This is a genomic window from Clostridium ihumii AP5 (assembly GCF_000612845.1).
Taxonomy (GTDB): Bacteria; Bacillota; Clostridia; order Clostridiales; family Clostridiaceae; genus Clostridium_J; species Clostridium_J ihumii.
The window spans coordinates 247729-273706 of record NZ_CCAT010000083.1 but is presented as its reverse complement, the minus strand read 5'-3'; the positions used below and the strand labels follow the sequence as shown (position 1 = coordinate 273706).

The window sequence follows — 25978 nt, the reverse complement described above, 5'->3', positions numbered from 1 at the left end:
CTCTTTTATTATTCTTTGTAAACATATTTAAAATCCATGTTTCCCCACATAGGTTTCATAAACCCTTTTATATTTTTACGTATATAAGTGCTTTTCTTACTCCATATCAATGGACTTATTACACCATCTTCTTCTATTAATATTTTTTCTGCTTGTTTAAATAGTTCTGTTCTTTCATCTTCATCAATACTTCTATTAGCATTTTTTATTAATTCATCATACTTTGCATTAGACCAACCCGTTGGAACTATACCTGATGTAGATACCCAAATATCAAAAAATGTACTTGGATCATCATAATCCCCAGTCCAACTTTGACAAGCCATTTGGTACTTCATTTGTCTAGTTCTTTGTTGAAAAGTATTCCAATCAACATATTCAACTTCTATATTTACTCCTAACGTCTTTTCAATAACATTTCTTTCATGTTCAGCATATTGCTTAGTTCTTTCACTTCCTTCTGCCTGTAAATATTTAAATGTATGATTAGATGGTGTTTCATCTAGTCCTAGTTGTTTTAATCCTACTTCCAACAACTCTTTAGGATCTCCATAACTATTTTTTAAATTTTCAACAGGCGAATACTCAACTTTATCTCTATAGTCATTTAATATAACCTTTACCCCTGGCGGACACCACCCTGTAGCAGGTTTTCCCAAATTACTAGACATTTCTTTAGGCATTTGTTCTCTTCCTGATGCAATTATAAAGGCCTTCCTTATATTTTCATTTTTAAAATATTTATCATGTTGATTAAATAACGTATAACTAGTAGATCCCTCATATTTTTCTTTTTTTATAAACTCTTTATTTTCATCTAAAGTATTTCTAAATGTGTTATTGTAAAATTCACCTATATCTATACTTCCATCTAAAAATGCATTAAGTTTATCATTTTCATTTTCAAAATGTTTCATTGTTATCTTATCAATTTTAACTGATTCCTTATCCCAATAGTTTTCATTTTTCACAAGTTCAATAGTAGAATTCCTAACCCACTTAGATATTACAAAAGGCCCTGTATATACCATATTATTTGCATTGCTACCATACATATCCCCTTCTTTCTCTACTATATCTTTTCTCTGAGGATTCATACTTCTAAAATATGTTAATTTCAAAAAATAAGCTGTTGGTTGTTCTAAAGTAAATTGTAATTCATTTTCACTTATTTTTTTTATTCCTAAATCTTCAGCTCTTGCTTGTCCAGAATTAAATTGTTCTGCATTTTTTATAGGAAATAATAAAAACGCATAATCTGATGCTATTTCAGGTGATAACATTCTTGTTATACCATATATATAATCTTCAGGTATTACTTTTTTTCCATCACTCCACATCATATCTCTTAATTTAAAAGTCCAGACTTTGCCACCTTCTGAAACATTCCAAGATTCTGCTCCAGCTGCCTTTATCTCATCATTTCCATTTTCATCAATTTCAATTCTTGTAAGTCCTTCCATCACATTGGTTAATATGTCTGATGAGTACGTATCTATAGTTTTTGCTTGATCTAATGTTCTAGGTTCTGCTTCTATCATTACATTGATATTGCTTTTATGTTTTACTTTTGCATCACCCTGATTTTCTTTAATATTTTTAGGCTGTTTTGTTGAACAAGCACTAAGTACTACAGATGCCATAACTAAACTAATTATAATTTTTGACATTTTCCTTATCTTCATAATCATTAAAACTTCTCCTTGAATAATATATAAGGCTTTTAATTTGTCTACTTCAAATTTCGCCCTATTCAATCTTGAAACTAGCTTGAAAAGATTTTTGAGCTGCTTCAATATCTTACGAGTATCCAAATTTAAAAATTAATAATTTTAAATATAAAGCTGGAACTCTATAATAATCAGCATTTAAACTTTTTGTTAAATAACTTTAAATGGTAATTACTTTTATGTATTTTATAAAACTTAGTATTAAACTCAACTTGAATCATAAAATAATATGTATTTCTACTTTTTAAATTTACTACTTATATTAATTATATATTAATTCTATGTTAATATTCAACGTTATCACATATTTTATAATTTATTTTCCTTATTTTTTTAAATAAAAAGATTATGACAAACATAATGTTTGTCATAATCTTTTCTAAATCATTTTTTATTTTTCTCTACCTGAAGTATAAGTGTGTTTGAAATCTCTTTGTGACCAAGTTGGTTTTGAGTATTTTTTAACATATTTTTTTACATAAGTGTTAGTTCTAGTATAATACATAGGAGACATTACTGCATCTTTAACTAATAATGTTTCTTCACCTTTTTCAAACATCTTTAATCTTTCTTTTTGGTCTATTGTATTACCTGCTTTATTTATTAAATTATCAAATTCTTCATTTTTCCAACCTGATGGTTGTAATGTAGAGTCTGATTTAAATATTTCAAAAAATGTATTAGGATCATTATAGTCACCATGCCATCCAGCAGAAACCATATCATAATCTAAATTTTCCATCAATTTTTGGAATATAGCAAATTTTTGCAAATCAACTTTTACATCTATTCCTAATTCTTTCTTGTAATTAGCTTGAATATATTCTGCACCCTCTTTTGATCTTGCTCCACCACCATCTTGTGACAATAATTTTAGTGTAACTTTAGATGGATCTGGATCTTCATTAATTTCTTTTAATCCTTCTACAAATAACTCTTTTGGAGTTTTTCCTTCAGTTTCCTTTTTCAATTCTTCAACATAATCTCTTTTTACAAGATCTCTGTACTCATCTTTACCAATATTAACTTTAGGTGGGCAGCATGCTGTAGCTACCTCTGGTATGCCTCTATCTACAGTTTTAACATATCCTTCTCTATCCAATGCTAATGATAGTGCTTTTCTTATTTTAGCATTCTTTAAATATTTATTTTTTTGATTAAATAGCATATACCAATTTGAACCATCATAATTATTTTTTACTTCATATTCACCAGTAGCATCAAACTTTTCAATCCATTCAGGTTTACTTACTCCAAGTGTATCAAGATTTCCATTTAAAGCTTCATTCATCCTAGAACTTTCTTCTTGTATTATTTTCATACTTACTTTATCTAATTTTACAGAATCTTTATCCCAATATTCTGGATTTTTCTCAAGGACTAATTCATTATCATGTTTCCAGTCACTTATAATAAACGGTCCATTGTATATAAGGTTATCCTTATCAGTACCATACTTATCTCCATACTTTTCAACTATATCTTTTCTTTGTGGTACTAAAGTTTTAAAATATGTCAAATCTAAGAAATATGAACATGGAGCAGCTAGTTCAATTTCTAGAGTGTGATCATCGATTTTCTTTAGCCCTAAATCTTCTGCTTTTGCTTTTCCTTTATTAAATTCTTGTCCATTTTTAATGTAATATAATATTTGTGAGTATTGTGATGCAGTTTTAGGATCTAATGTTCTAGTAAAGCTATATATAAAATCATCTACTGTAACAGGCTTACCATCACTCCAATTGGAATCTCTCAAAGTAAATGTCCATTTTAATCCATCTTCAGATTGTTTCCACTCTTTTGCAACTCCTGGTGATATAACTAGTTTTCCAGTTTCATCTTCTTCAAGCCTTGTCAATGTTTCCATTGTATTTGTAAAAATTTCAGATGATATTGTATCTGAAGCCTTAGATGGATCCACTGTTTTAGGTTCTGCACCTAACAATGTATTAAGATATTGCTCTTTATCAATCTTATCTTCATTAGCTTGTTTCTTATCCCCATTTTTATCTTCTTGTGCACTAGATTCCTTTTTATTATTATCTTTTTTATTGTCTGTTCCTCCACATCCAACTAAAATACTTGAAGTCATCATTGTCACTGCTAACAATGAAGCCATTAATTTTCTGCTTTTCAAAATAAATCAACCCCCTTAAATAATAAATGTAATTTTTTTAAGTTTATTCCAATTTATCCTTGGATATAAGAATAACCCTTTCATTGTTTAAAATCAATAATTTACCATGTTAATTTTAATTGTACTTTTTACACTTTCTTAATATTTAAGTTATATATTTTTTTATGTTTTATACAACTAATTTAAGTATATAACTTAATATTTCCTGTAATTTATATATATAAATGTACTTTATGTTAATTTTTACTATTATTTTCATATTTTTTTAATATAATTTCAATGTTTCTAAATCAATTTTTATATCTATAAATTACTTTTTAATCATTACTATGATTAAATACATTTTTATTTCTATAATACTATATTTATTAATCATCCCTTTAAAATATTCCTAATATTTGTTTTATAATGTTACAAATTCAAGTTCAAAGTAATATCTTCAGTAACAGATACTATATCTTTTAATACATATATGAATTTAGGTATACTAAATTTATAACTTTAATACCTTGACATGTTCTTATTAGAAATTTGAATTTTGAAAATAAAATTGTTAATCATAAGATTTGTATCTCTTAAAAATTAAGAAAAATCCTTTGATATAAAGTTAGTAATTTGTTAACACAAACAAAAATAATTTTATAAAAAAAAATAAAATCATTACAAAATTACTTTTAGAATTCACTTTATAATAACCTTATTTATATTTGTATAATTCTAATCTAAGTTTTTAATTTGTAAATTTACATTTAATATTTATTGTTATTTTCTCTTTCCGAAATGTAAATGCTATTAAAATCTCTATATAATCATATTAAATTTTAATATTCCCCCCTCCTACTAATTATAATTGTATTCTATTTCATCAAAAATAATATTATCAAGCGATTTTTCATTTATTTACAAATTTATTCCTTAATCTTTTTTCAAATCATCTTGAATATACTTTCCATTTTATTTACATATAATTTAGCACTATTCTTACGCAAAACTAGATTACAAATACAGTTTTATGTTAGATTTGCTAGTATGAATTCCCACTACATATAGTTTATTACTTTTTTCATTTCAAAAATTTAAATTTCTACACATTAGAAAGGACTATTGATAAACTGAAATTTATCAATAGTCCTATATTTACATTCTGTAATTTTAGAATAAATTTATAAACTAAATTACCTTAATGTAGTTTCTTTTAAAATTATTCACGTCCAGAAATATATACGTCTGAGAAATCTGCAGCTCCAAATATTTTCGGAACATAATTTTTAACATATTTACGAATATAAGTATTTCTATTACCCCACATTTCTGGTGCTACTATCGCTTCATCATAAACTAACATTTTTTCAGCTTCCGCAATTTTCTTAGCTCTTGCCTCAGGATTATCTATAATTTTGTTCGCTTCTATTATTAATTTATCATATTCTGTACTACTCCATCCTGAATGAATTATATCATTACCAGTCATAAACAAATCAAAGAATGTATTTACATCATCATAATCTCCAGTCCATCCTAAAGATGCAATTTCAAAATCTTTATTTTTTGTTCTATCTTGGAATATAGCCCATTCACAATATTCAACATTTATATTTACACCTAATTTCTTTTTGAAGTTTTGTTGAGAAAATTCTGCAACTTCTCTATCTCTAGGTGTTGTTCCTGATTGTAATAATTTCAATGTATGTTTAGATGGATCTGGATCTTCATTAATCTCTTTTAATCCTTCTATAAATAATTTCTTTGGATCTGGATTTTCTTTTGCCAATTTACCTATTAAATCTTCACTTTCTAATGTTCTATATTCTTTACCATCTGCTACAGAAATTTTAGGAGGGCACCACGCAGTAGCAGGTTCATGAATTCCATAATATAAAGTATTTGCCATTCCATCTCTGTCTATTGAAAGCGAAAGTGCCTTTCTTATCTTTGCATTTTTTAAATATTTATTTTGTTGATTAAATACAGCATAACTAGTATTACCTGATGGACCTTTAAGTACATTAAATTCACCTGTTTTATCTAACTTTTCAATCCATTCTGTTTTATTAGCTCCAGCAGTATCTAATCCTCCATTATAAAGTTCTGTCATTGCAGAATTAGTATCTTTTATTAATTTCATGGTAACTTTTTCTAATTTTATATTTTCAGCATTCCAATACTCTGGATTTTTTTCCAAAACAATTTTATTATCATGCGCCCACTCTTTCAAAATGAACGGTCCACAAGAAATCATTTTATCCGCATCTGTTCCATATTTGTCTCCTAACTTTTCAACAAATTCCTTTCTTTGTGGTTGAAAAACTTTAAATGCTGTTAATTTCAAGAAATATGGACATGCTTTTTCTAGTTTAATTTCTAAAGTATTATCATCAATTGCTTTAACTCCTACATCTTCTGCCTTTACTTTTTTACCAAAATATGCTTCTGAATTTTTTATTGGATATAATAAAAATGCATATTGTGATGCTGTCTTAGGATCTAATGTCCTTTTTATACTGTACTCAAAATCTTGAGCTTTTACTTTTTCTCCATCTTGCCATTTCATATCTCTTAACTTAAATGTCCAAGTAAGTCCATCTTTTGAAACTTCCCAACTTTCTGCTGCACCTGGTCCATTTTCTTCTACTCCATATTCTTCAGATTTAATTCTTGTTAAAGCTTCACTAATATTACATAATACATCTGAAGAGTATACATCTGTTGATTTTGACTGATCTAAAGTTTTAGGTTCAGTATTAAGAACATTGAAATATTGCTCTTTATCCATTTTATCTTCTTTTGCATTATCTTTATTTTCTTTATCTTCTTTCTTTTCTTCTTTCTTACTATTTTCATTCTTATTGTTATCTTTTTTGTTTCCACATCCAACTGCTAGTATTGATGTGGCCATTGTAACAGTTAATAATGCAGCCATTAATTTTCTGCTTTTCAAATAAATCAACCCCTTATTTGTTTTTGTAATATTCTTAATATTGAAAATCTCCTTGTATATAAAATACATCTTTTAAATAATTTTATCAACATTTTCCACTGTTAACTTTAATTGTATAATTAATTATTTATTAATATATTCCACAATATGTAATGCATTAATTTTATTTATTACTAAACTTTTTTAACTTTTTCTTAATTTAAGGTTTATCTGTTAATTTTCTTTTATTTTTTTTATACTTTTTTTATATTTTTAATATTTTATTGTTTATTTTAATTTACATGTTATTAATATTTCTATACACTCTTCAACTTTAAATTAATAAATATACTCAATGTCTCCGAAATTCAAATACCACTTTTTATAAACTATAATCTAATTTAGTATAATTCCAATGACTTAATTATTAATAACATAAAAGGCTACAAAATAATTATTTTGTAGCCTTTTATGTTATTAATATTTTCAATATTTTATTAGTTATTTATTTCTTCCTGAAATGTACATTCCTTTAAAATCAACTGTTCCAAATATCTTTGGTGTGTAATTTTTAACATAATTTCTTACATATGTGTTTTTAAATCTCCATACACCTGGTGATATTACTGTTTCATCTAATAAAATCTTTTCAGCTTCTAAGAACTTTTTAGCTCTTTCTTCTGGATTATCTGTTATATTATTAGCTTCTTCTATCAAATTATCATATTTTTCGCTTTTCCAACCGCTTGGAACAATTCCTGCATTTGATAAGAACATATCAAAGAATGTATTTGGATCATTATAATCTCCTGTCCACGCTTGAGATGCTATTTGATAATCCATTTGATCAGTTCTAGATTGGAATATTGCCCACTCACAATACTCTGGTTGTATATTTACACCTAAAACATTTTTATAATTTTGTTGAGAAAACTCTGCAAATTCTTTTGATCTTGCATCTGTTCCAGATTGAAGATATTTTATATTATGTTTTGATGGGTCTGGATCTAATCCTTCTTCTTTTAATCCTTCTATTAGCAATGCCTTAGGATCTGGATTTTTTTCTTTAATACTAGATATCAAATCATCTCCTACAACTTTTCTAAACTCAGTATCTCCTACTGCAACTTGTGGTGGACACCATGCCATTGCCGGCTCAGCTAATCCCCTAAATAATGTGTCTACACTGCCTTGCCTATCTTCTGCAAGCATAAATGCTTGTCTTATTTTTTGGTTTTTAAAATACTTATCATTTTGATTAAAATATGTGTATGTTGCAGAACCATCATATCCCTTAATAACTTTATATTCTCCTGTTTCATCCAACTTTTTAATCCATTCTTGTTTACTAACCCCAGCCATATCTAAAGATCCATTATAGAGTTCATTCATTCTTGATGATTCTTCTTTTATTATTCTCATTGTAACCTTATCAAGTTTAACATTTTCCTTATCCCAATAATCTTCATTTTTCTCTAATTCTAACTTATTATTATGAGACCATTCTGCTAGCTTATATGGTCCACAATAAATCATTTTATCTGCTTCACTTCCATATCTTTCTCCACATTCTTCTACGAATTTTTGATTTTGAGGATGCATAACTTTAAAATAAGTTAGTTTTAGAAAGTATGGACATGGTTTTTCTAATGTAATTTTTAAAGTATTTTCATCTACAGCCTTAACTCCAACTTCATCTAAAGAAACTTTCTTACTATTTGCTGCTTCTGCATTTTTTATTGGAAATAATAGAAACGCATATTGTGATCCTGTTTCAGCATTTATTGTCCTTTTTATTCCATATTCATAATCTCCTGCTGTAACCTTATCTCCATTAGACCATTTCATATCTCTAATTTTAAAAGTCCATGTTAATCCATCTTCTGATGTCTCCCAACTTTCAGCACCTGCTGCTTCAATAGATGTATTACCTTGTTCATCAGCTTCCAATCTAGTTAACCCTTCACTTATATTAGTTAATATTTGTGAAGAATACGAATCTGTAGATTTAGATTGATCTATTGTCTTAGGTTCTTGATCTAATATAGTATTTAAATGTTGATCTTTATCCATACTCTTATCTGAAGATGCAGATTCTGAATTTCCATCATTACTATTATTTTTTTCACCACATCCTACTAATCCAATAGACGTTGCTAAAGATAAAACAATTAATGCTGATAATATTTTTTTACTTTTCATAATAATCCCCCTTAAAATCTATTAATTTTAAATTCAAATTTGTAGAATATTGTAACTTGATTAGACTATTTTCTTTTAATTTAAACAATATTCAACATTTCTTTTATCTATTTTTTATATTTTTATTATTCTATTTTATGTATATAGATTAAACTGATTTCTATTCTTCTTCAAGTTAACTTTTTATGAATATTGAAATAATTTCATAAAAAATATTTTATATTTTTAAATTTTCTGTCTTTTTTTGAATGTTTTTATCACGTTTTGAAGTATTTTTTTATTTTAATTTAATTTTTAATTAAAAATAACTTTCTTTAATTCATTTTTTATTAATATCTTTTCATTAAAATTTTGCACAAACATAAATTGTTTATACTCACTTTATTATTCTAATAATATTTAGATACACAGAACAAACCTCTAATAGCTCATTTTTTTAATATAGAAAGACAACTTCTAAATTTTCTATTCTCTAATAAACAAAAATATAAATAAAAAAACACACTGAAATTATTAATAATTTCAGTGTGTTTTTTATCATTCTAAACTAAATGGCATGCAACAAAATGCAATGGCTCAACTTCTTTAAATTTCGGAGTCTTTTCACTACATATTGGTTTAGCATATCTACATCTTCCAGCAAATCTACATCCTGGTTTAGGGTTTATAGGACTTGGAACTTCCCCTTCTAATTGAATCCTATTCTTACTTCTTACTGCTTCTGGATCTGGAATAGGAATTGCAGAAAGTAATGCTTGAGTATATGGATGTAATGGTTTATCATACAAATCATGACTAGATGCAAGTTCTACCATAGATCCAAGATACATAACTCCTACTCTATCAGATATATGCTTAACCATTGACAAATCATGAGCTATAAATAAATATGTTAATCCTAACTCATTTTGCAATTTTATAAGTAAATTAACTACTTGAGCTTGTATTGATACATCTAGAGCTGAAATAGGTTCATCACAAACTATAAAATCTGGCTCTATAGCAAGTGCTCTAGCTATACCAATTCTTTGTCTTTGTCCACCTGAGAACTCATGTGGAAATCTTGACGCATGTTCTTTATTAAGTCCAACTAATTTTAATAATTCAAATATTTTATTTGTTCTCTCTTGACCACTATACAATCCATGAACATCAATACCTTCACCAATTATATCTCCAACAGTCATTCTTGGATTTAATGAAGCATATGGATCTTGGAATATTATTTGAGCTCTTCTAGTAAAATCTTTTTTCTCTTTTTTATTAAATTTACTTATATCATGACCATCAAATAATATTTCTCCATCAGTAGCTCCATAAAGTCCCATTACAGTTCTTCCACAAGTTGTTTTCCCACAGCCTGATTCTCCAACAAGTCCTAAAGTTTCCCCCTTATATATATCAAATGAAACATCATCGACAGCTTTTAGTACAGCATTTTTTCCAACAACAAAATATTTTTTTAAATTTTTAACCTTTATCAACACTTCTTTTTCTTGTGCCTTAGGTTTTACAATTTTTTGTTCTGCCATTACATTTCACCTCTCTTCAATATTTCAGGTACCTCAACTTTTGGAGCCATAGGATGTTTAAGCCAACAAGATACTTCTTGTGTATCACTCAACACTGTAACTTCTGGCATTGCTTCTTTACATATTTCCATACAATATTCACATCTAGCTGCAAATGGACAACCTACTGGTGGTTTTATTAAATCCGGAGGTGTACCATGTAATGAATAAAGCACATCTTTGTTTTTAGTTCCCAGTCTTGGAACTGATTGTAAAAGCGCCCAAGTATATGGATGTTGTGGATTGTAGAATATTTCATCTACTGTTCCTCTTTCAATTATTTGACCTGCATACATAACTTGAATTCTATCTGCAACGTCTGCAACAACTCCCAAATCATGTGTTACCAATATAACAGCAGTGCCTAATTTTTCTTGTAATTCACCAATCAATTCCATAATTTGTGCTTGAATTGTAACATCTAGTGCAGTTGTAGGTTCATCAGCTATTAATATCTTAGGATTACAAGCAAGTGCAATAGCTATCATAGCTCTTTGTCTCATACCACCTGAAAATTCATGTGGATATTGACGTGCTCTCTTATCTGCATTAGGAATATTAACAAGCTCTAACATTTTAACTGCTTCTGCCATAGCTTCACTTTTATTCATGCCTCTATGAATAATTAAACTTTCAGCTATTTGCTTACCAACTATCATAGTTGGATTTAAAGATGTCATAGGATCTTGGAATATCATTGAAATATCTGAACCTCTTAGTTCTCTAAGTTCCTTTTCATTCATATCCAATACATTTTTTCCATCAAACATTATTTGTGAACCTTCTTTTATTTCTGCTGGCATAGGTTCTGGTAATAATCTCATTATAGCTTTTGATGTTACTGTCTTTCCACATCCTGACTCACCAACAACAGCTAAAGTTTCTCCTTTATTTAAATGAAAAGTTGTCCCTCTTACTGATTGAACTTCGCCAGCATAAGTATGGAACGAAACTCTTAAGTCTTTGATATCTAATATTCTTTCTGTTTTTCCTCTTTTTTCCATTACTGTCCCCCCCTTATTACTGACGTAGTTTCGGATCTAGAGCATCTCTAAGTCCATCTCCAAGAAGTTGGAATGATAAAACCGTAAGCGAAATCGCAAGTGCTGGGAATAATAGCTGCTCTGGATAGAATATCAAGTTTTGTTGTGCTGCTGATGATAAAGCTCCCCAACTTGTGTTTGGTGATTGTACACCTAATCCAATATAACTTAAGAATGCTTCTGAGAAAATAAGACCTGGAACATCAAAAGTTATAGCAACAATCATAACGCCTATAGTGTTTGGTATTAAATGTCTTGCTATTATTCTTGATGAACTAGCACCAAGAGCTTTAGCTGCAAGCACATATTCTTGTTCTTTTATTTGTAGTAATTGTCCTCTTACAAGTCTAGCCATACCAGTCCAACCTGTAATTGTCATAGCAACTATCAATGGCATTAATGAACTATTACTTTTATCACTTTTAAAATAGAAAGAAATAAGAATTACTATTATTAAATATGGAATACTAGCTAATATTTCTACTATTCTCATCATTATATCATCTACAAGACCACCCTTAAATCCAGATACACCTCCATAGATAGCACCAATAACTGTATCAATTATTGCTCCAACAATACCTATAAATATAGATATTCTTCCACCTTTCCAAACTCTTCCAAATGTATCTCTACCCAATTGATCAGTTCCAAACCAATATTTAGAACTTGGGCCTTGATTTATTAAATCATTATTTGTAATTTCAAAACTCACACCAGATATAGCCTTTCCTAATGCTGGTCCTATGGCAACCATTATAACCATAAAAATTAATATACAAAGTGAAAATATTGCAACTTTATTTTGTTTTAATCTTCTCCATGCATCTTGCCAATAAGTTATACTCGGTCTCAAAATTTCATTAGACTTACTCTCATCACAACCAATAATTTTAAACTTCTCTTTTGATAATTCAGCCATGCACTATCCCCCCTATCTACTTCCTTTAGATACTCTTATTCTTGGATCAACTAATCCATATACTATATCAACTACAAATAATGATACTATAAGTAATGTTGATATAAACATTGTTTGTCCCATAACCATAGGATAATCTCTATCATTTATAGCTGAAACTAAATATTGTCCAAGTCCAGGTATTGCAAATATAGTTTCAATAACAAATCCACCTACGAAAATCATAGCTAATTGTGGTCCTAAAATTGTTATTGCTGGTAATATTGCATTTCTGATAATATGTTTCCATATTAAACTTAATTTAGAAACACCTTTAGCCTTAGCTGTAATTACATAATCTTGTCCTATTACATCCAAACAATTTGCTCTCATATATCTTGCATAAGTAGCAATTCCTCCAAATGCTGCTGCTATACTAGGCAATACTGTATGTTTAAATGTTCCCCATCCTGTAGTTGGAAACCATCTAAGGTGTACAGTAAATCCTAATTGTAATAAAGATGCTACAACAAATCCCGGAACTGAAATTCCTAGTATTGCTATGAACATAACTAAATAGTCTGGCCATTTCCCCCTATTAAATGCTGCCACAATTCCCAATATAACTCCTATAGTAAATCCAAGAGCAACTGCTTGTATACCTATTCTTGCTGAAATAGGTGCATGTTCTCCTATAGTTTTAGCTATATCTCTTCCTGGATAAGCTAATGATTCACCCAAGCTACGATGTACTATTAAATTTTCAAGGAATTTTTGATATTGAACAATAACTGGCTTATTTAATCCATGTTGTTCATAATAGTTTGCTTTTATTTGTGGCGGTAAATTTCTAGCCATTGCAGCTAGTGGATCTCCAGGTATAGTATGAATTAACATAAACGTAATCGTAATTGCAATAAAAAGTGTTACAATCATATACCCGAATCTTTTTAAAATAAATTTTAACATCACATCATCCCTCCATTTAATATAAAGTTATTGCAACGAACTAACAGTTCGTTGCAATTTTATTTTTTAATATGCTTATTTTCTACCTGAAGTATAAACATATTTGTATTCATTAGAACCAAATAATGGATACATCATGTCCTTAACATATTTTGCAACATAAGTATTTCTTTTTCTATAAACTTGTGGTGAAATAATTCCCTCATCATATATAAGCATTTTTTCTGCTTCTTTAAATAATTTTGCTCTTTCAGTTTGATCCATAGTTTTTTCAGTTTTAGCTATTATTTCATCATATTTTTCACTTTTCCAACCAGTATGAGATAATCCTGAATTGCTTAAAAACAAATCAAAGAATGTTCTTGGGTCATTATAGTCACCTGTCCATCCTTGACCAGCTATTTGGAAATCCATACTTTCAGTTCTCTTTTGGAATGTAGGGAAATCTGCTAATTCAGCTATTATTTGAACTCCTAAAACTTTAGTAAAGTTTTGTTGAGCAAAATCTGCAAATTCTTTATCACTAGCACTTGTTCCAGACTGTAAGTATTTAAATGTATGCTTTGCTGGATCTGGATCTAATCCTTCTTCTTTTAAACCTTCTTTTAACAACTCTTTAGGATCAGGATTTTCTTCTTTTAATTTTGTAATCCAATCCTCTGATTGCTCTCTAAAAGTCTTTTCTCCAGCTTTAACTGCTGGTGGACACCAAGCATTAGCAGGTTCAGCCATTCCTTTAAATAATGTACTAACAGAACCCTCTCTATCAGATGCTATTATAAATGCCTTTCTTATCTTTGCATTTTTCATATACTTATCTTGTGTATTAAATATTTGATATGTTGTAGCTCCATCATAAGCATTTATTACATTGAAATTTCCTGTTTCATCCATTTTCTTAATCCATTCTGGTTTAGTTACTCCAGCTGTATCTAATGTACCATTTTGAAGTTCAGCCATTCTAGACGGCTCTTCTTTTATTATTCTCATTGTAATTTTATCTAATTTAACCTTATCTTTATCCCAATATTCTTCATTCTTTTCAAGAACTACTTGATGATCATGAGACCACTCAGTAATTTTAAATGGTCCGTTAAATATTAAGGTATTTGCATCTGAACCATATGTGTCTCCATACTTTTCAACTATGTCTTGTCTTTGTGGTTGCATAACTTTAAAATAAGTTAAATTTAAAAAATATGCACATGGATTTTCTAGAGTAAATTCTAATGTATGATCATCTATTGCTTTTACACCTAAATCATCAATTTTCATCTTTCCTGAATTTATTGCTTCCGCATTCTTTATTGGAAATAGTAAAAATGCATACTGTGATGCTGTTTCAGGCTTTACTGTCCTTTTTAATGAATATTCAAAATCCTTAGCTGTTACAGGTTTTCCATCACTCCAATTATGTTCTCTTATTTTAAATGTCCATGTTAAACCATCTTCTGAAGTTTTCCAACTTTCTGCCGCTGCTGGAGCTGGTTCTTCAGGTCCATCTCCTTTTTTCTCCATTCTTGTTAATGCATCCATTGCATCCACAAGAATATCTGAAGCATACGAATCAGTTGCTTTAGATACATCTAGAGTTTTTGGCTCCTTTGTTAAAACATTTAAGTATTGTTCTTTATCAATACCATTTTCTCCTGTACTTTCTCCATCAGCAGCTGTAGCAGAGCTATTATTTCCTCCACAACCCACTAATGCCATTGAAGCTACTAATGACACTGTTAATAATGTTGACAACATTCTTTTGCTTTTCATTTTCTTATTCCCCCTATTAGAATGCAAAAATTAAACCCTAATTATTTTTTAATTTTGAATTTTTAGACAATTCATTTTCCCTATATAATATCTTTTAAAATTTAAACTAAATAATTGCAATTCAAAATTTAACAAATAACTAAATTTTGATTTTTATTTTTTGCAAACTTTCATACTTAACTTTTTATTAATTCAAATAAAATTATTAAAAATTTTATTTTTTTAATATTATCATATAGCTTTTCAATTGTCAAACAATTTTGGTTTTATTTGTTTGTTGTTTATTACATTTTTTAATACTTTTTTCATTTTTTTCACATTTAATTAATCTTTTTCTTATATTTCTTCATTTTTATGGTATATTTTATTAACATTGTGTGAATATTTCAAACTTAGCATTTTGCTCTGCTGATATTTTACATTGATAAGATTTTTTATTAAATTGAATGAATACGTATACTAAGTTTTATATTTCAGTTTATTTTGTATATTTTATTCATATAAATTATATATATGATATATACATAATTTAATATTCTCACTTCATTTTTTAATTTTTTTATAAATATATAGCGACAAATTATTAATTGCAAATAATACACCTTTATATAAGAATATAAATTTAAAATGCAATTACTCTTATCTCAATTTAGAAAGAACAATTTAAAGTGTTGTACAAAAATTAACGATGAACAGCGAAGAATAAAACTGAAGTATTAGTTTTTCAATCAATCCCTATAATAATTTACAAAGCAAATTAGTTAAAGACTACATAAAATTAGTTTTTATGTGTTTCTATTTTAGATATTAGGAACAAAGTGAGTAATATATACCCTAACTTTTCACTCTTACTTCTTAGTTCTTAATTGATTCCCAATATTACAATGGAAATAACTTGCAATTCTAGATTTATTATTTAATAAAATGTCATTTAAAATTGAAAACTTATAATATAAATAAATATTACAAAATTCTTCTTAGCAATATATCCATTAGCATTTTTTACTATGTTTTAAGCACTTTTTAGATATATTCATGGTAAAAATTTAAAATATAATATTAGTATAAGATTTTCAGTTTTTATAATGATTTTAAATTTATTTTATTTTAGTGAATTTATGGTAATAATATAAAATATGTTTCAAAATTAATTTTATTAATTAAAGTGCTAAATTTTTATATTTAACATTTATTTTGTACCTTATTTCCATATATAATAAAATTGATATAATTTAATTTTATTTCATATTATATTAAGATAATGTTTTAAAAATTTTTAAGGAGTGATTGTTTTGAGTTATAACGTTGCTGTAGTAGGTGCTACTGGAATGGTAGGTAGACAATTTATAAGTATATTAGAAGAAAGGAATTTTCCAATTAATAATATTTACTTTTTTTCTTCTTCTAGATCTGCAGGAAGTATATTAAAGTTCAAAAATACAGATATAACAGTTGAAGAATTAAATGAAGATAATATTAAAAATAAAAAAATAGATTTTGCTCTTTTTTCAGCTGGTGGAGATACTAGTTTAGCTTTTGCAAAAATTTTTGTTAAATATGGTGCAATAGTAATTGACAATAGTAGCGCATTTAGAATGGATCCTAATGTTCCATTAGTTGTTCCTGAAGTTAATGGTGATGATATATTAAATCACAAAGGAATAATAGCTAACCCCAACTGTTCAACTATCCAAGCAATGGTTGCACTTAAGCCACTTTATGATAATTATGGTATAAATAGAATTATTTACTCCACTTATCAAGCTGTTTCAGGAGCCGGTATGGGAGGATTTAAAGATTTAGAAGAAGGTGTTACTGGTAAAGCTCCTCAAAAATTCACTTCACCTATAGCTTTTAATGTAATACCTCAAATAGATTCATTTTTAGATAATGGCTACACTAAAGAAGAAATGAAAATGATTAATGAAACAAAAAAAATATTTCATGATGATGCATTAAAAATTACAGCTACTACAGTAAGAGTTCCTGTGTATCATGGTCACAGCGAAAGTATAAATATCGAACTTAAAACTTCATTTAATATAGAAGATATTTTTAATTTATATAATTCTTCTAATGGTATAGTTTTAAAAGATGATATTAGTAATAATATATATCCTATGCCTATAGACATCGCTGGAAAAGATGAAGTTTATGTTGGTAGAATAAGAAGAGATTTTAGTTTAGACAACGGACTTAACATTTGGGTTGTAGCTGATAATATAAGAAAAGGTGCAGCTCTTAATGCTATTCAAATAGCAGAATGTTTTATAGAAAAGAAACTTATCTAAAATTTGTAGTATTTAATACACTTTGATATTATTTAATTATAGGAATTTTAATTTATTAATCTTAAATGCGTTCAAATAAATCTACAGATATTTTACTAAGAAATATTTTAATATCAAATTATATTTGTTGATTAATTTTAGAAAGGATGTTTTTTATGAGTATTTTTAAAGGATCTGGTGTAGCACTTGTAACACCATTTAATGAAAACGGAGTAAATTTTGAAAAATTAAAAGAATTATTAGAATGGCATGTAAAAAATCATACTGATGCTATTATAATTTGTGGAACTACTGGTGAAGCCTCCACTATGACAGAAAAAGAAAAAAAAGATACTATCAAGTTTACTGTTGATACAGTAAATAAAAGGATACCAGTAATTGCTGGTACAGGTAGCAATAATACTGCTGCTGCTATAGAAATGAGTAAATATGCAGAATCTGTAGGTGTAGATGGTTTACTTGTTATAAATCCTTATTATAATAAAACAAGTCAAAAAGGATTATTTGAACATTTTAAAGCTATAGATAACAGTGTGAACACTCCTATTATAGTTTATAATGTTCCATCTAGAACTGGAATGAATATTTCACCTTCAATGCTTGAAAAATTATGTGAACTAAAAAATATTACAGCAGTTAAAGAAGCTAGTGGTGATATGAGCCAAATTATTAAAATTAAAGCTTTATGTAAAGATAAGTTAGATATTTATTCTGGAAATGACGATCAAATAGTTCCTACTTTAGCTATGGGTGGACTAGGTGTTATTTCTGTTCTTGCAAATGTTATACCTGAAACAGTTCATAATATTTGTAAATTATTTGAAGAGGGTAAGTGCAAAGAAGCATTAGAACTTCAATTAAATACTTTAGATTTAGCTAATAATCTATTTATTGAAACAAATCCTATTCCTGTAAAAGTAGCACTTAACTTAATGAATAAAAATGTTGGTCCTCTAAGACTTCCACTTGTAGATATGGAAGAATCTAATAAGAAGGTTTTAGAAGATACTTTAATTAATCATAAACTAATATAGTTTTAAGGAGGATACAATGACAAAAATACTTTTAGTTGGATGTAGCGGTAAAATGGGTAGAATGATTTCCTCTACTGTTAAAAATTTTGAAAATTTAGAGATAGCTGCTGGAGTAGATAAAAATAATGATACTTCTTTAGGTTATCCTATATTTGAAAATATCGATGATTGCAATGTAGATATAGATGTTGTTTTAGATTTCTCAAGACCAGCTACACTAAATCAAATTTGTGAATTTGTAAAAACAAATAATAAGCCTGTAGTATTTTGTACAACTGGATACAACGAATCTGAGAAAAATAAAATTTTAGAACTATCTAAAGTAGTTCCTGTTTTCCATTCTGCAAATATGTCTATAGGTATAAATATAGTAAATTCAATTCTTAAAAATATTAGCAACACTCTTTTCAATGATTTTGATATAGAAATTATTGAAAAACATCATAATCAAAAGGTAGATGCACCTAGTGGTACTGCATTATTACTTGCTAATACTATTAAAGATTCAATACAAGATGATACACATTTCATATATGGCAGAGAAGGAATTGCTAAAAGAGATGAAAAAGAAATAGGAATTCATACTATTCGTGGTGGTAATATAATCGGAGAGCATGAAGTTATATTTGCTGGTGCTGGTGAAGTTATATCTATAAAACATTCTGCAATATCAAGAGAAGTTTTTGCAGTTGGAGCTTTAAAAGCATGTGCATTTATGTTTAATAAAGAAAAAGGACTATATTCAATGGATAATGTAGTTAATAATTAGAAAAGAGCTAGGGATTAAAACCCTAGCTTTTTTTTAAAATTTTCTAATTTATTTAAAGCAACATCTAATTCATTTTGACTATAACAATATGAAATTCTAATATAACCTTCCCCACCTTTTCCAAATGCAGTTCCTGGAACTATAGCCACTTTTTCTTCTTTCAGCAATTTATCACAGAACTCTTCACTTGTCATATTAAATTTTTTTATAGATGGTAATATGTAAAATGCTCCTTCTGGTTTGTTAACTTCAAACCCCATCCTCACTAATTTATCATAGATATAATCTCTTCTTTTTTTGAAGCTTTCCTTCATATCACTTACTTCTTTCATTCCATGTTTCAACCCCGCTAAAACACCATATTGACTTATAGATGTGGCACAAGATACATTATACTGATGAACTTTTAATATATTCTTCAAAATGTATTCTGATGCGCAAACATATCCAACTCTAAGTCCTGTCATAGAAAACATTTTTGAAAAACCACTTACATATATAATTTTATCTTTTATATCATTGCATTGACTTATGGAATAATATTCACTATAGCAAAGCGGTGCATATATTTCATCTGTTATAACTAATATTTCTCTTTCTTTTATTATTTTATGTAATTTTTCTCTTTCTTCTAAAGTCAATATATTGCCACAAGGATTACTTGGACAAGATAATACTAATACTTTAGGTTCTTCATTTATAATAAGTTTCTCTAAATTTTCTATATTTATAGTAAAATCATCATTTAAGTCATAATTTATTATTTCGCCATTCAACATAGTAGTTATGCTTTCATACGCAGGATAAGCTATGGATGGTACAAGAACTTTCTCCCCCTTATTTAATATAGCCATAAATGAACTCATAAGACCTTCGCTACCACCTACCGTTACACATATCTCATTTTCATTGTAATCTATATTGTACTTAGATAAAAACTTGCTAATTTCCATTCTTAACTCAATTATCCCTGCATTAGGTGTATATACTGTTTTATCATGGTTTATAGCTTCTATCATAGCCTCTTTAACAACATCAGGAACTTTAAAATCTGGTTGACCTAATGTTAATGAAATTGCTCCTTCAATACCTGACACTTTATTATAGAATTTTCTTATGCCCGATATTTCAATTTTTTCCACTTGTTGCGAAAAAATATTGTTCATTTTTACCCACCTCTTCTACTTTACAACTTTTTTTAAAATTCTATACCTTTTCTAGCTGGTACACCTTCTTTAAAATAATGTTTTACCTCTTTCATCTCAGTTATTAAGTTTGCCTTTTCAGCTATTCTTTCTGGAACATTCCTACCTGTCATAATTAATTCCATATCTTTTGGCTTTTTATCTATAAGTGCTATAATCTCATCCTCACTCAAAAGATCATTACTTAGCGTTCCCATAACTTCATCCATTATAAGTATATCGCATTTTCTATTTTCTATTGCATCTAAACAAAAATCAAAAGTCTTTTTAACTTCAATTTTTAATTGTTTCTTTTCTTCTTCATTTAAATTCCAAAAAAAGCCCTTAACCTCCTGAAATCTAAATATATTAAAATATGGTGCAAGTTTTTTTGCACTTTCTATCTCTCCAGTTGCCCCCGTTTTTAGAAATTGAACCATATATACCATATATTCATTTCCAGCTGCTCTAGTAGCTAATCCTACAGCTGCTGTTGTTTTTCCTTTTCCGTTTCCAGTATAAATTTGTACATATCCTTCTTTTAACTTGCTCATACAATCATTTCCTTTCTATAATATAAGGTTCCAAATTCAAAATTTAAATAATCTCTTTATCAAGTGATATTATTAAGCTTACAGTTTATTCTATTATAATGTCTGGAACCACTTAACAATTAACAGTTAGCAATTAACAATGATGGTTAATATTATTCACTTCGTTCCTAATATTTTTGAATAGAAGTCCATAAAAACTAGGGTTTTATATAATCCTTAAATAATTTGTTCTACAAATTATTTTAAAAATCCATTAACAAAACTGAGCTTTCAGTTTTTTCCCTCATTGTTAATTGCTAATTTTTATTCTATTTATATATTATTATATCAAACTCTTGTTCTTTTATTGATTATGAATAAGATTTTCATAAAAAACAAATAAATATCTATATACTATTTATTTAAATACTATTTTATTATATCATTTATATGGTAATATATTTTATGTAATAAGTAGATTCAACCACTTTTACTTAAACATATGATTTAAATTTAGAATTAAAACTTATTATAAATTTATAGGTTTTAATTTTAAATTCTAAGATTTAAATGGAGAGGAGTTTTTTTAATGGATTATAATTTAACAGATCCTTATGAAATAGCTAGATTTATAAAAGAATCAAAAAAAGCTACACCGGTTAAAGTTTATGTTAATGGTAATTTAGCCAACTGTAACTTTAATAACATAGAATATTATGGCGAGGGAAATTTTTACATATTATTTGGTAACTATGATGAAGTTAAAGTATTTCTAGATGAAAATAAAGAAATAATTAAAAACTTTAAAATAGAAAATGATAGAAGAAATTCTGCAATTCCTATGTTTGATATGAAAGAAACAGATGCTAGAATTGAGCCAGGTGCTATAATAAGAGATAAAGTATCTATAGGTAAAAATGCTGTTATAATGATGGGTGCTGTTGTAAATATCGGAGCTGAGATTGGCGAAGAAACAATGGTTGATATGAATGCAGTAATTGGTGCTAGAGGAAAGCTAGGTAAAAGAGTTCATCTTGGTGCTGGTGCTGTTGTTGCTGGTGTTTTAGAACCACCTAGCAAATCACCATGTGAAATAGGTGATAATGTTTTAATTGGCGCAAATGCGGTAATACTTGAAGGTGTCAAAATAGGAGCTAACTCAGTTGTAGCAGCTGGATCTGTGGTTACAGAAGATGTTCCAGAGAATGTTGTTGTCGCTGGTTGTCCTGCTAAAATAATAAAACAAGTAGATAATAAGACTAAAGATAAAACAGAAATTTTAGATGACCTTAGAAAATAATTTATAATTTTAAATAATAAAAAAGTTCCAAGTTAAATTTGGAACTTTTTTATTAATTTAATCTATTTATATAACTTCCCCTATCGCACCAGATTCTTTACAATCATTGTTTTCTTCACATTGACTTTCTTCACTTGTTTTTACTGATTCATCTATTGCAATGTCAAATTCATCATCTTCAACTTTTTCCATTTTAGAGATTGATACTTCATATGCTATTTTTTTAATAACTTCTGTATCAGATATTCTTTTTTGATATTCTCTACTTTGAACTCTTCCCCAAATTCTTATATTGTCTCCTACTTCTAAACTTCTACAAAATCTTGAGTTTCTTCCCCAAGCAATAGTTGGTATATAGTCTGATTTATTATATAATCTATTAACTGCTAAAAGCATATCAGCTATTTCTCTACCAAAAGGAGTAGTTCTATATATTGGTGCTTTACATATATATCCATCTAGGAATATTTGATTTGGATTTTTACTTCTTTCTTTTAATTCTCTAATATCTCTAGCAAACACAGTAAGTATTAGTCTATTACTTCCATCCATAAACTTATTGTAAGATCTAAGTTGTCCTTCAACAATAAGCTCCCTACCTATGTTCATATCTATACCTGTTATTAATCTTTCTGATACTGTTATTGTTAAAATATCAGTTGTATCACTTAATCTAGATACTTCAAATCTAAAATTATAAAAACCCTCTCCATACATTTCATGACTAAATTCTAAATCTGAAATAACTTTTCCCTCTAAATAAATTTTGTTGTTCAACATTGTATTGTCCATAGTAACCCCTCTTTCCCTTTGTTTAATTTCATATATTTTATATCATAATATACTATGTTATTTTTAAAACTATGACTAAATCCATAAATATTTTTATAAATTTTCTCAAATTTCATTCAATTCTAATTTCTTCCATTATAATACATATTATGCACTTATGCAATAATTATTTATTTTTTCTTTGAGTTCCTTCTCCATCTATACTATAGTTTTCATTATAAATAAGGTCTGATACAGTTACAAATTCATATCCTTGTGCCTTTAATTCCTTTAATACTAATTCTAAAGATTTAGGTGTATATTTAGCATTATGAAATAATATTATTGACCCATCTTTAACTTTTTTCATAACTCTTTCATATTCTACTTTTTCACCTTGTGCTTTCCAATCAATGCTATCAACATCCCATTGTATACACTTTCTACCAGTATCTTCAACTATTTGAATAGCATCATCATTAAATGCTCCTTCTGGAAATCTAAAAACAGTACTAGTTTTTCCTATTGTATCTATTAACTTAGCATCTGTTATATCCATTTCCTTTATTATTCTATCTTTTGTTATAGTTGTCATATTAGGATGCTTATTACTATGATTTCCTATTTCATGTCCTCTCTTGTCTATTTCTTTTATAAAGTCAGGAAAATCATCTATCCATAGTCCTACTACAAAGAATGTAGCTTTTGCATTATACTTGTCCAAAACATCTAGTATTTCTATAATATTTTTTTCTCCCCATGTAGTATCAAAAGTTATAGCAACTTTCTTTTCCTTAGTATCAACACAATATATAGGTAATTTTTTATTTTTTTGTGATATTGCCTGCATAGTGCTTGTACTACTAATTCCTATAATCAATAAAGAAGCTAAAATTAAAACTACAAAGGGTATTATAAAATTCTTCTTTCTCATATATCCCCCCTACAATTTCTTAATTTTAATAAATCATATTCACAAAGAAGAATATATATTACTTTTTATACCTATTTAAATTTTTATATGATTTATTAATGAAAAATTTATTAATCATTGATATAATATTATAGTAAGATATATATAAAAATACTAAACAAAATTTATAAATAAATTTGTGTAACATATAGTTAATCTAATTTTAAAATACTTTATTATTATAAAAATAACTCATTAGCCTTACCTCAAATTTTCTTATTTATTTTGTTGCCTATTTTTCATATGCCTAAAAAATTTTTATTTTATTAGGAGGAGGAAATTTAATGTTTGAAGACTCTATGAATTTAGCAGAAAATAAGCTTCTGTTACTATATATATTTAATAAAATAAACCTTCCAATTTCTAATTTACAGATAACAGATATTGTTCTTGAAAATAATTTTATGAGTTATTTTACACTTCAACAATATATAGTGGAATTAACTACTTCAAATCTTTTAAGACATATAACTAAAAATGAAAAAGATAGGTTAGTTATAACAGATGAAGGTATAAAAGTTCTTGCTTTATTTGAAAACAGAATTTCAGAAGATAAATTAGATTTAATAAATACTTATATTTCTAATAAACTATCAACTATAAAAAAGGAACTAACTGTAACTGCAGATTATACTATAGAAAACAAAAATAGTTATCTAGTTAATTTAATAGCCTCTGAAAATAATACAACACTTATAGATATAAAAATAAGTGTTGCCTCAAATAAACAAGCTCGTGAATTATGTTATAAATGGAAGTCAAATTCATCAGAACTTTATAATAAAATGATTAATATTTTAATTGATGAAAATAACTAGTAAATTTTTTTACTAGTTATTTTATATCTCTTATGTTTCATCATATAATTTATAAATTAAATTTTATTATTGAATAATTATACCTTGTGGTTCATAATCCAAAGATAATGTTTTCTTTCTATTATTATCAATTCGTATAATATTATTTTTCTGAATTTCAGATACATATATAATTTTATCATCAATCAGTATTTTTTTTAACATGCCACCTACTTTAAGACGTGATATCTCTTTAAACCTATAAGCATCTACAATACTTATAGTTCCATCTCCCCAATTTGATATATAAAAATATTCACCATCATAACACATATCTACGGGAATATTTCCAACTTCTATAGTTCTCTCTTTTTTAGTATATAATGATATTTCTCTTAAAATTCCTTTTCTTTTTATTCCAACATTATTTTCACAAATAAAAATACTTTCACCATTTACATTCCAAATAGCTTTTACAGGATTTGAATCTACATTTATATTATGAATACTTCCACCTTCTAATAAGTCAAAAATAGTAACATTTTTGCTCAAAGCATTGGATACTATAAACTTATTATTCACTTTTGAAAAATCTATATTACGAGGTGATATTCCACAAGGTATAACCTCTATTATTTCCTTAGAAATAATATCAAAACATACCACAGTATTAGATTCTTCGCAAACAACATATAAATAATTGTTTACAATTTTCATGTCTGTACATCCACTACCTAAATAAAATTCCTCAACCACCCCATGTTCATCAATTAAAAATATTGCATTATTCTTATAACTTGAAATTATAAGAGTTTTATTATTTACACAAATTCTATATGGCCAAACTCTTTCTTTTCCTTCTAATTTTATAGAATCTACAACTTTTAAAGTTTTTAAATCAAACTTTTCGATTTCATCTCTAGCGGTATTACAAACATAAAGATTTTTCAAAAAAATCACCTCCTAACTAAATTTTTCATAAACATATTCTAGTAACATTTTAATAAAGGAAAATAATACAAACCAAAATTATCATGATTTTAAACTTTTTAATAACACTTTATACAATTTTGGGATAGAAAAAGCCTT

Annotated in this window: 19 protein-coding genes; 5 read left to right on the top strand and 14 right to left on the bottom strand. The window is 27.3% G+C overall.

What is annotated here, in order from left to right:
- Positions 1–8 precede the first annotated feature (8 nt).
- The 9 genes from BN346_RS16970 to BN346_RS16930 form a co-directional block, all read right to left on the bottom strand.
- Positions 9–1691, bottom strand: coding sequence for a peptide ABC transporter substrate-binding protein (locus BN346_RS16970; protein ID WP_242838448.1), 1683 nt, complete (start codon positions 1689–1691; stop codon positions 9–11).
- A gap of 430 nt (positions 1692–2121) precedes the next feature.
- Entirely contained in the window at positions 2122–3867 is a 1746-nt protein-coding gene (locus BN346_RS16965; protein ID WP_040330168.1) for a peptide ABC transporter substrate-binding protein, read from the bottom strand.
- Between the two features lie 1201 nt (positions 3868–5068).
- On the bottom strand, positions 5069–6805 hold the full coding sequence (locus BN346_RS16960; RefSeq protein WP_040330166.1) for a peptide ABC transporter substrate-binding protein: 1737 nt from the start codon (positions 6803–6805) through the stop codon (positions 5069–5071).
- 480 nt (positions 6806–7285) lie between these two features.
- Positions 7286–8986: a peptide ABC transporter substrate-binding protein gene (locus BN346_RS16955; RefSeq protein WP_040330165.1), complete on the bottom strand. Its 1701-nt coding sequence runs from the start codon at positions 8984–8986 to the stop codon at positions 7286–7288.
- 542 nt (positions 8987–9528) lie between these two features.
- Entirely contained in the window at positions 9529–10518 is a 990-nt protein-coding gene (locus tag BN346_RS16950; RefSeq protein ID WP_051540472.1) for an ABC transporter ATP-binding protein, read from the bottom strand.
- Positions 10518–11561 (bottom strand): ABC transporter ATP-binding protein, encoded by a 1044-nt coding sequence (locus BN346_RS16945; RefSeq protein ID WP_040330164.1) that lies wholly within the window; start codon positions 11559–11561, stop codon positions 10518–10520. The genes BN346_RS16950 and BN346_RS16945 overlap by 1 nt, the downstream gene beginning before the upstream one ends.
- Positions 11562–11577: 16 nt before the next feature.
- Positions 11578–12522: an ABC transporter permease gene (locus BN346_RS16940; RefSeq protein ID WP_040330163.1), complete on the bottom strand. Its 945-nt coding sequence runs from the start codon at positions 12520–12522 to the stop codon at positions 11578–11580.
- Positions 12523–12534: 12 nt separating this feature from the next.
- The gene (locus BN346_RS16935; protein WP_040330162.1) at positions 12535–13470 is read right to left on the bottom strand and encodes an ABC transporter permease; all 936 of its coding nucleotides are present in this window, start codon (positions 13468–13470) and stop codon (positions 12535–12537) included.
- Between the two features lie 75 nt (positions 13471–13545).
- Positions 13546–15237: a peptide ABC transporter substrate-binding protein gene (locus tag BN346_RS16930; protein ID WP_040330161.1), complete on the bottom strand. Its 1692-nt coding sequence runs from the start codon at positions 15235–15237 to the stop codon at positions 13546–13548.
- A 1292-nt stretch (positions 15238–16529) separates the two neighbouring features.
- On the opposite strand from BN346_RS16930, the gene BN346_RS16925 reads away from it, so the two are divergent.
- The 3 genes from BN346_RS16925 to dapB all read left to right on the top strand — a co-directional run bounded on the left by BN346_RS16925 (position 16530) and on the right by dapB (position 19331).
- A complete protein-coding gene (locus BN346_RS16925; RefSeq protein ID WP_040330160.1) occupies positions 16530–17528 on the top strand; it encodes an aspartate-semialdehyde dehydrogenase in 999 nt (332 codons plus the stop codon).
- 155 nt (positions 17529–17683) lie between these two features.
- Positions 17684–18562 carry a 4-hydroxy-tetrahydrodipicolinate synthase gene (gene dapA / locus BN346_RS16920; RefSeq protein WP_040330159.1) on the top strand — a complete coding sequence of 293 codons (879 nt, stop codon included), beginning with the start codon at positions 17684–17686 and terminating at the stop codon, positions 18560–18562.
- A gap of 16 nt (positions 18563–18578) precedes the next feature.
- Positions 18579–19331: a 4-hydroxy-tetrahydrodipicolinate reductase gene (gene dapB, locus BN346_RS16915; protein ID WP_040330158.1), complete on the top strand. Its 753-nt coding sequence runs from the start codon at positions 18579–18581 to the stop codon at positions 19329–19331.
- 14 nt (positions 19332–19345) lie between these two features.
- On the opposite strand, the gene BN346_RS16910 is transcribed toward dapB, so the two are convergent.
- A complete protein-coding gene (locus BN346_RS16910; protein WP_040330157.1) occupies positions 19346–20497 on the bottom strand; it encodes a pyridoxal phosphate-dependent aminotransferase in 1152 nt (383 codons plus the stop codon).
- Positions 20498–20529: 32 nt separating this feature from the next.
- The gene (locus BN346_RS16905) at positions 20530–21069 is read right to left on the bottom strand and encodes a cob(I)yrinic acid a,c-diamide adenosyltransferase (protein WP_040330156.1); all 540 of its coding nucleotides are present in this window, start codon (positions 21067–21069) and stop codon (positions 20530–20532) included.
- Positions 21070–21637: 568 nt separating this feature from the next.
- Between BN346_RS16905 and dapD the strand changes: the two genes are divergently transcribed.
- On the top strand, positions 21638–22348 hold the full coding sequence (gene dapD / locus BN346_RS16900) for a 2,3,4,5-tetrahydropyridine-2,6-dicarboxylate N-acetyltransferase (RefSeq protein WP_040330155.1): 711 nt from the start codon (positions 21638–21640) through the stop codon (positions 22346–22348).
- A 66-nt stretch (positions 22349–22414) separates the two neighbouring features.
- On the opposite strand, the gene BN346_RS16895 is transcribed toward dapD, so the two are convergent.
- Positions 22415–23140 carry a single-stranded DNA-binding protein gene (locus tag BN346_RS16895; protein WP_040330153.1) on the bottom strand — a complete coding sequence of 242 codons (726 nt, stop codon included), beginning with the start codon at positions 23138–23140 and terminating at the stop codon, positions 22415–22417.
- 166 nt (positions 23141–23306) lie between these two features.
- The gene (pdaB, locus tag BN346_RS16890) at positions 23307–24053 is read right to left on the bottom strand and encodes a polysaccharide deacetylase family sporulation protein PdaB (RefSeq protein ID WP_040330152.1); all 747 of its coding nucleotides are present in this window, start codon (positions 24051–24053) and stop codon (positions 23307–23309) included.
- A 323-nt stretch (positions 24054–24376) separates the two neighbouring features.
- On the opposite strand from pdaB, the gene BN346_RS16885 reads away from it, so the two are divergent.
- On the top strand, positions 24377–24910 hold the full coding sequence (locus tag BN346_RS16885) for a DUF4364 family protein (RefSeq protein ID WP_040330150.1): 534 nt from the start codon (positions 24377–24379) through the stop codon (positions 24908–24910).
- A gap of 66 nt (positions 24911–24976) precedes the next feature.
- On the opposite strand, the gene BN346_RS16880 is transcribed toward BN346_RS16885, so the two are convergent.
- Positions 24977–25840, bottom strand: coding sequence for a YncE family protein (locus tag BN346_RS16880; protein ID WP_040330149.1), 864 nt, complete (start codon positions 25838–25840; stop codon positions 24977–24979).
- Positions 25841–25978 lie beyond the last annotated feature (138 nt).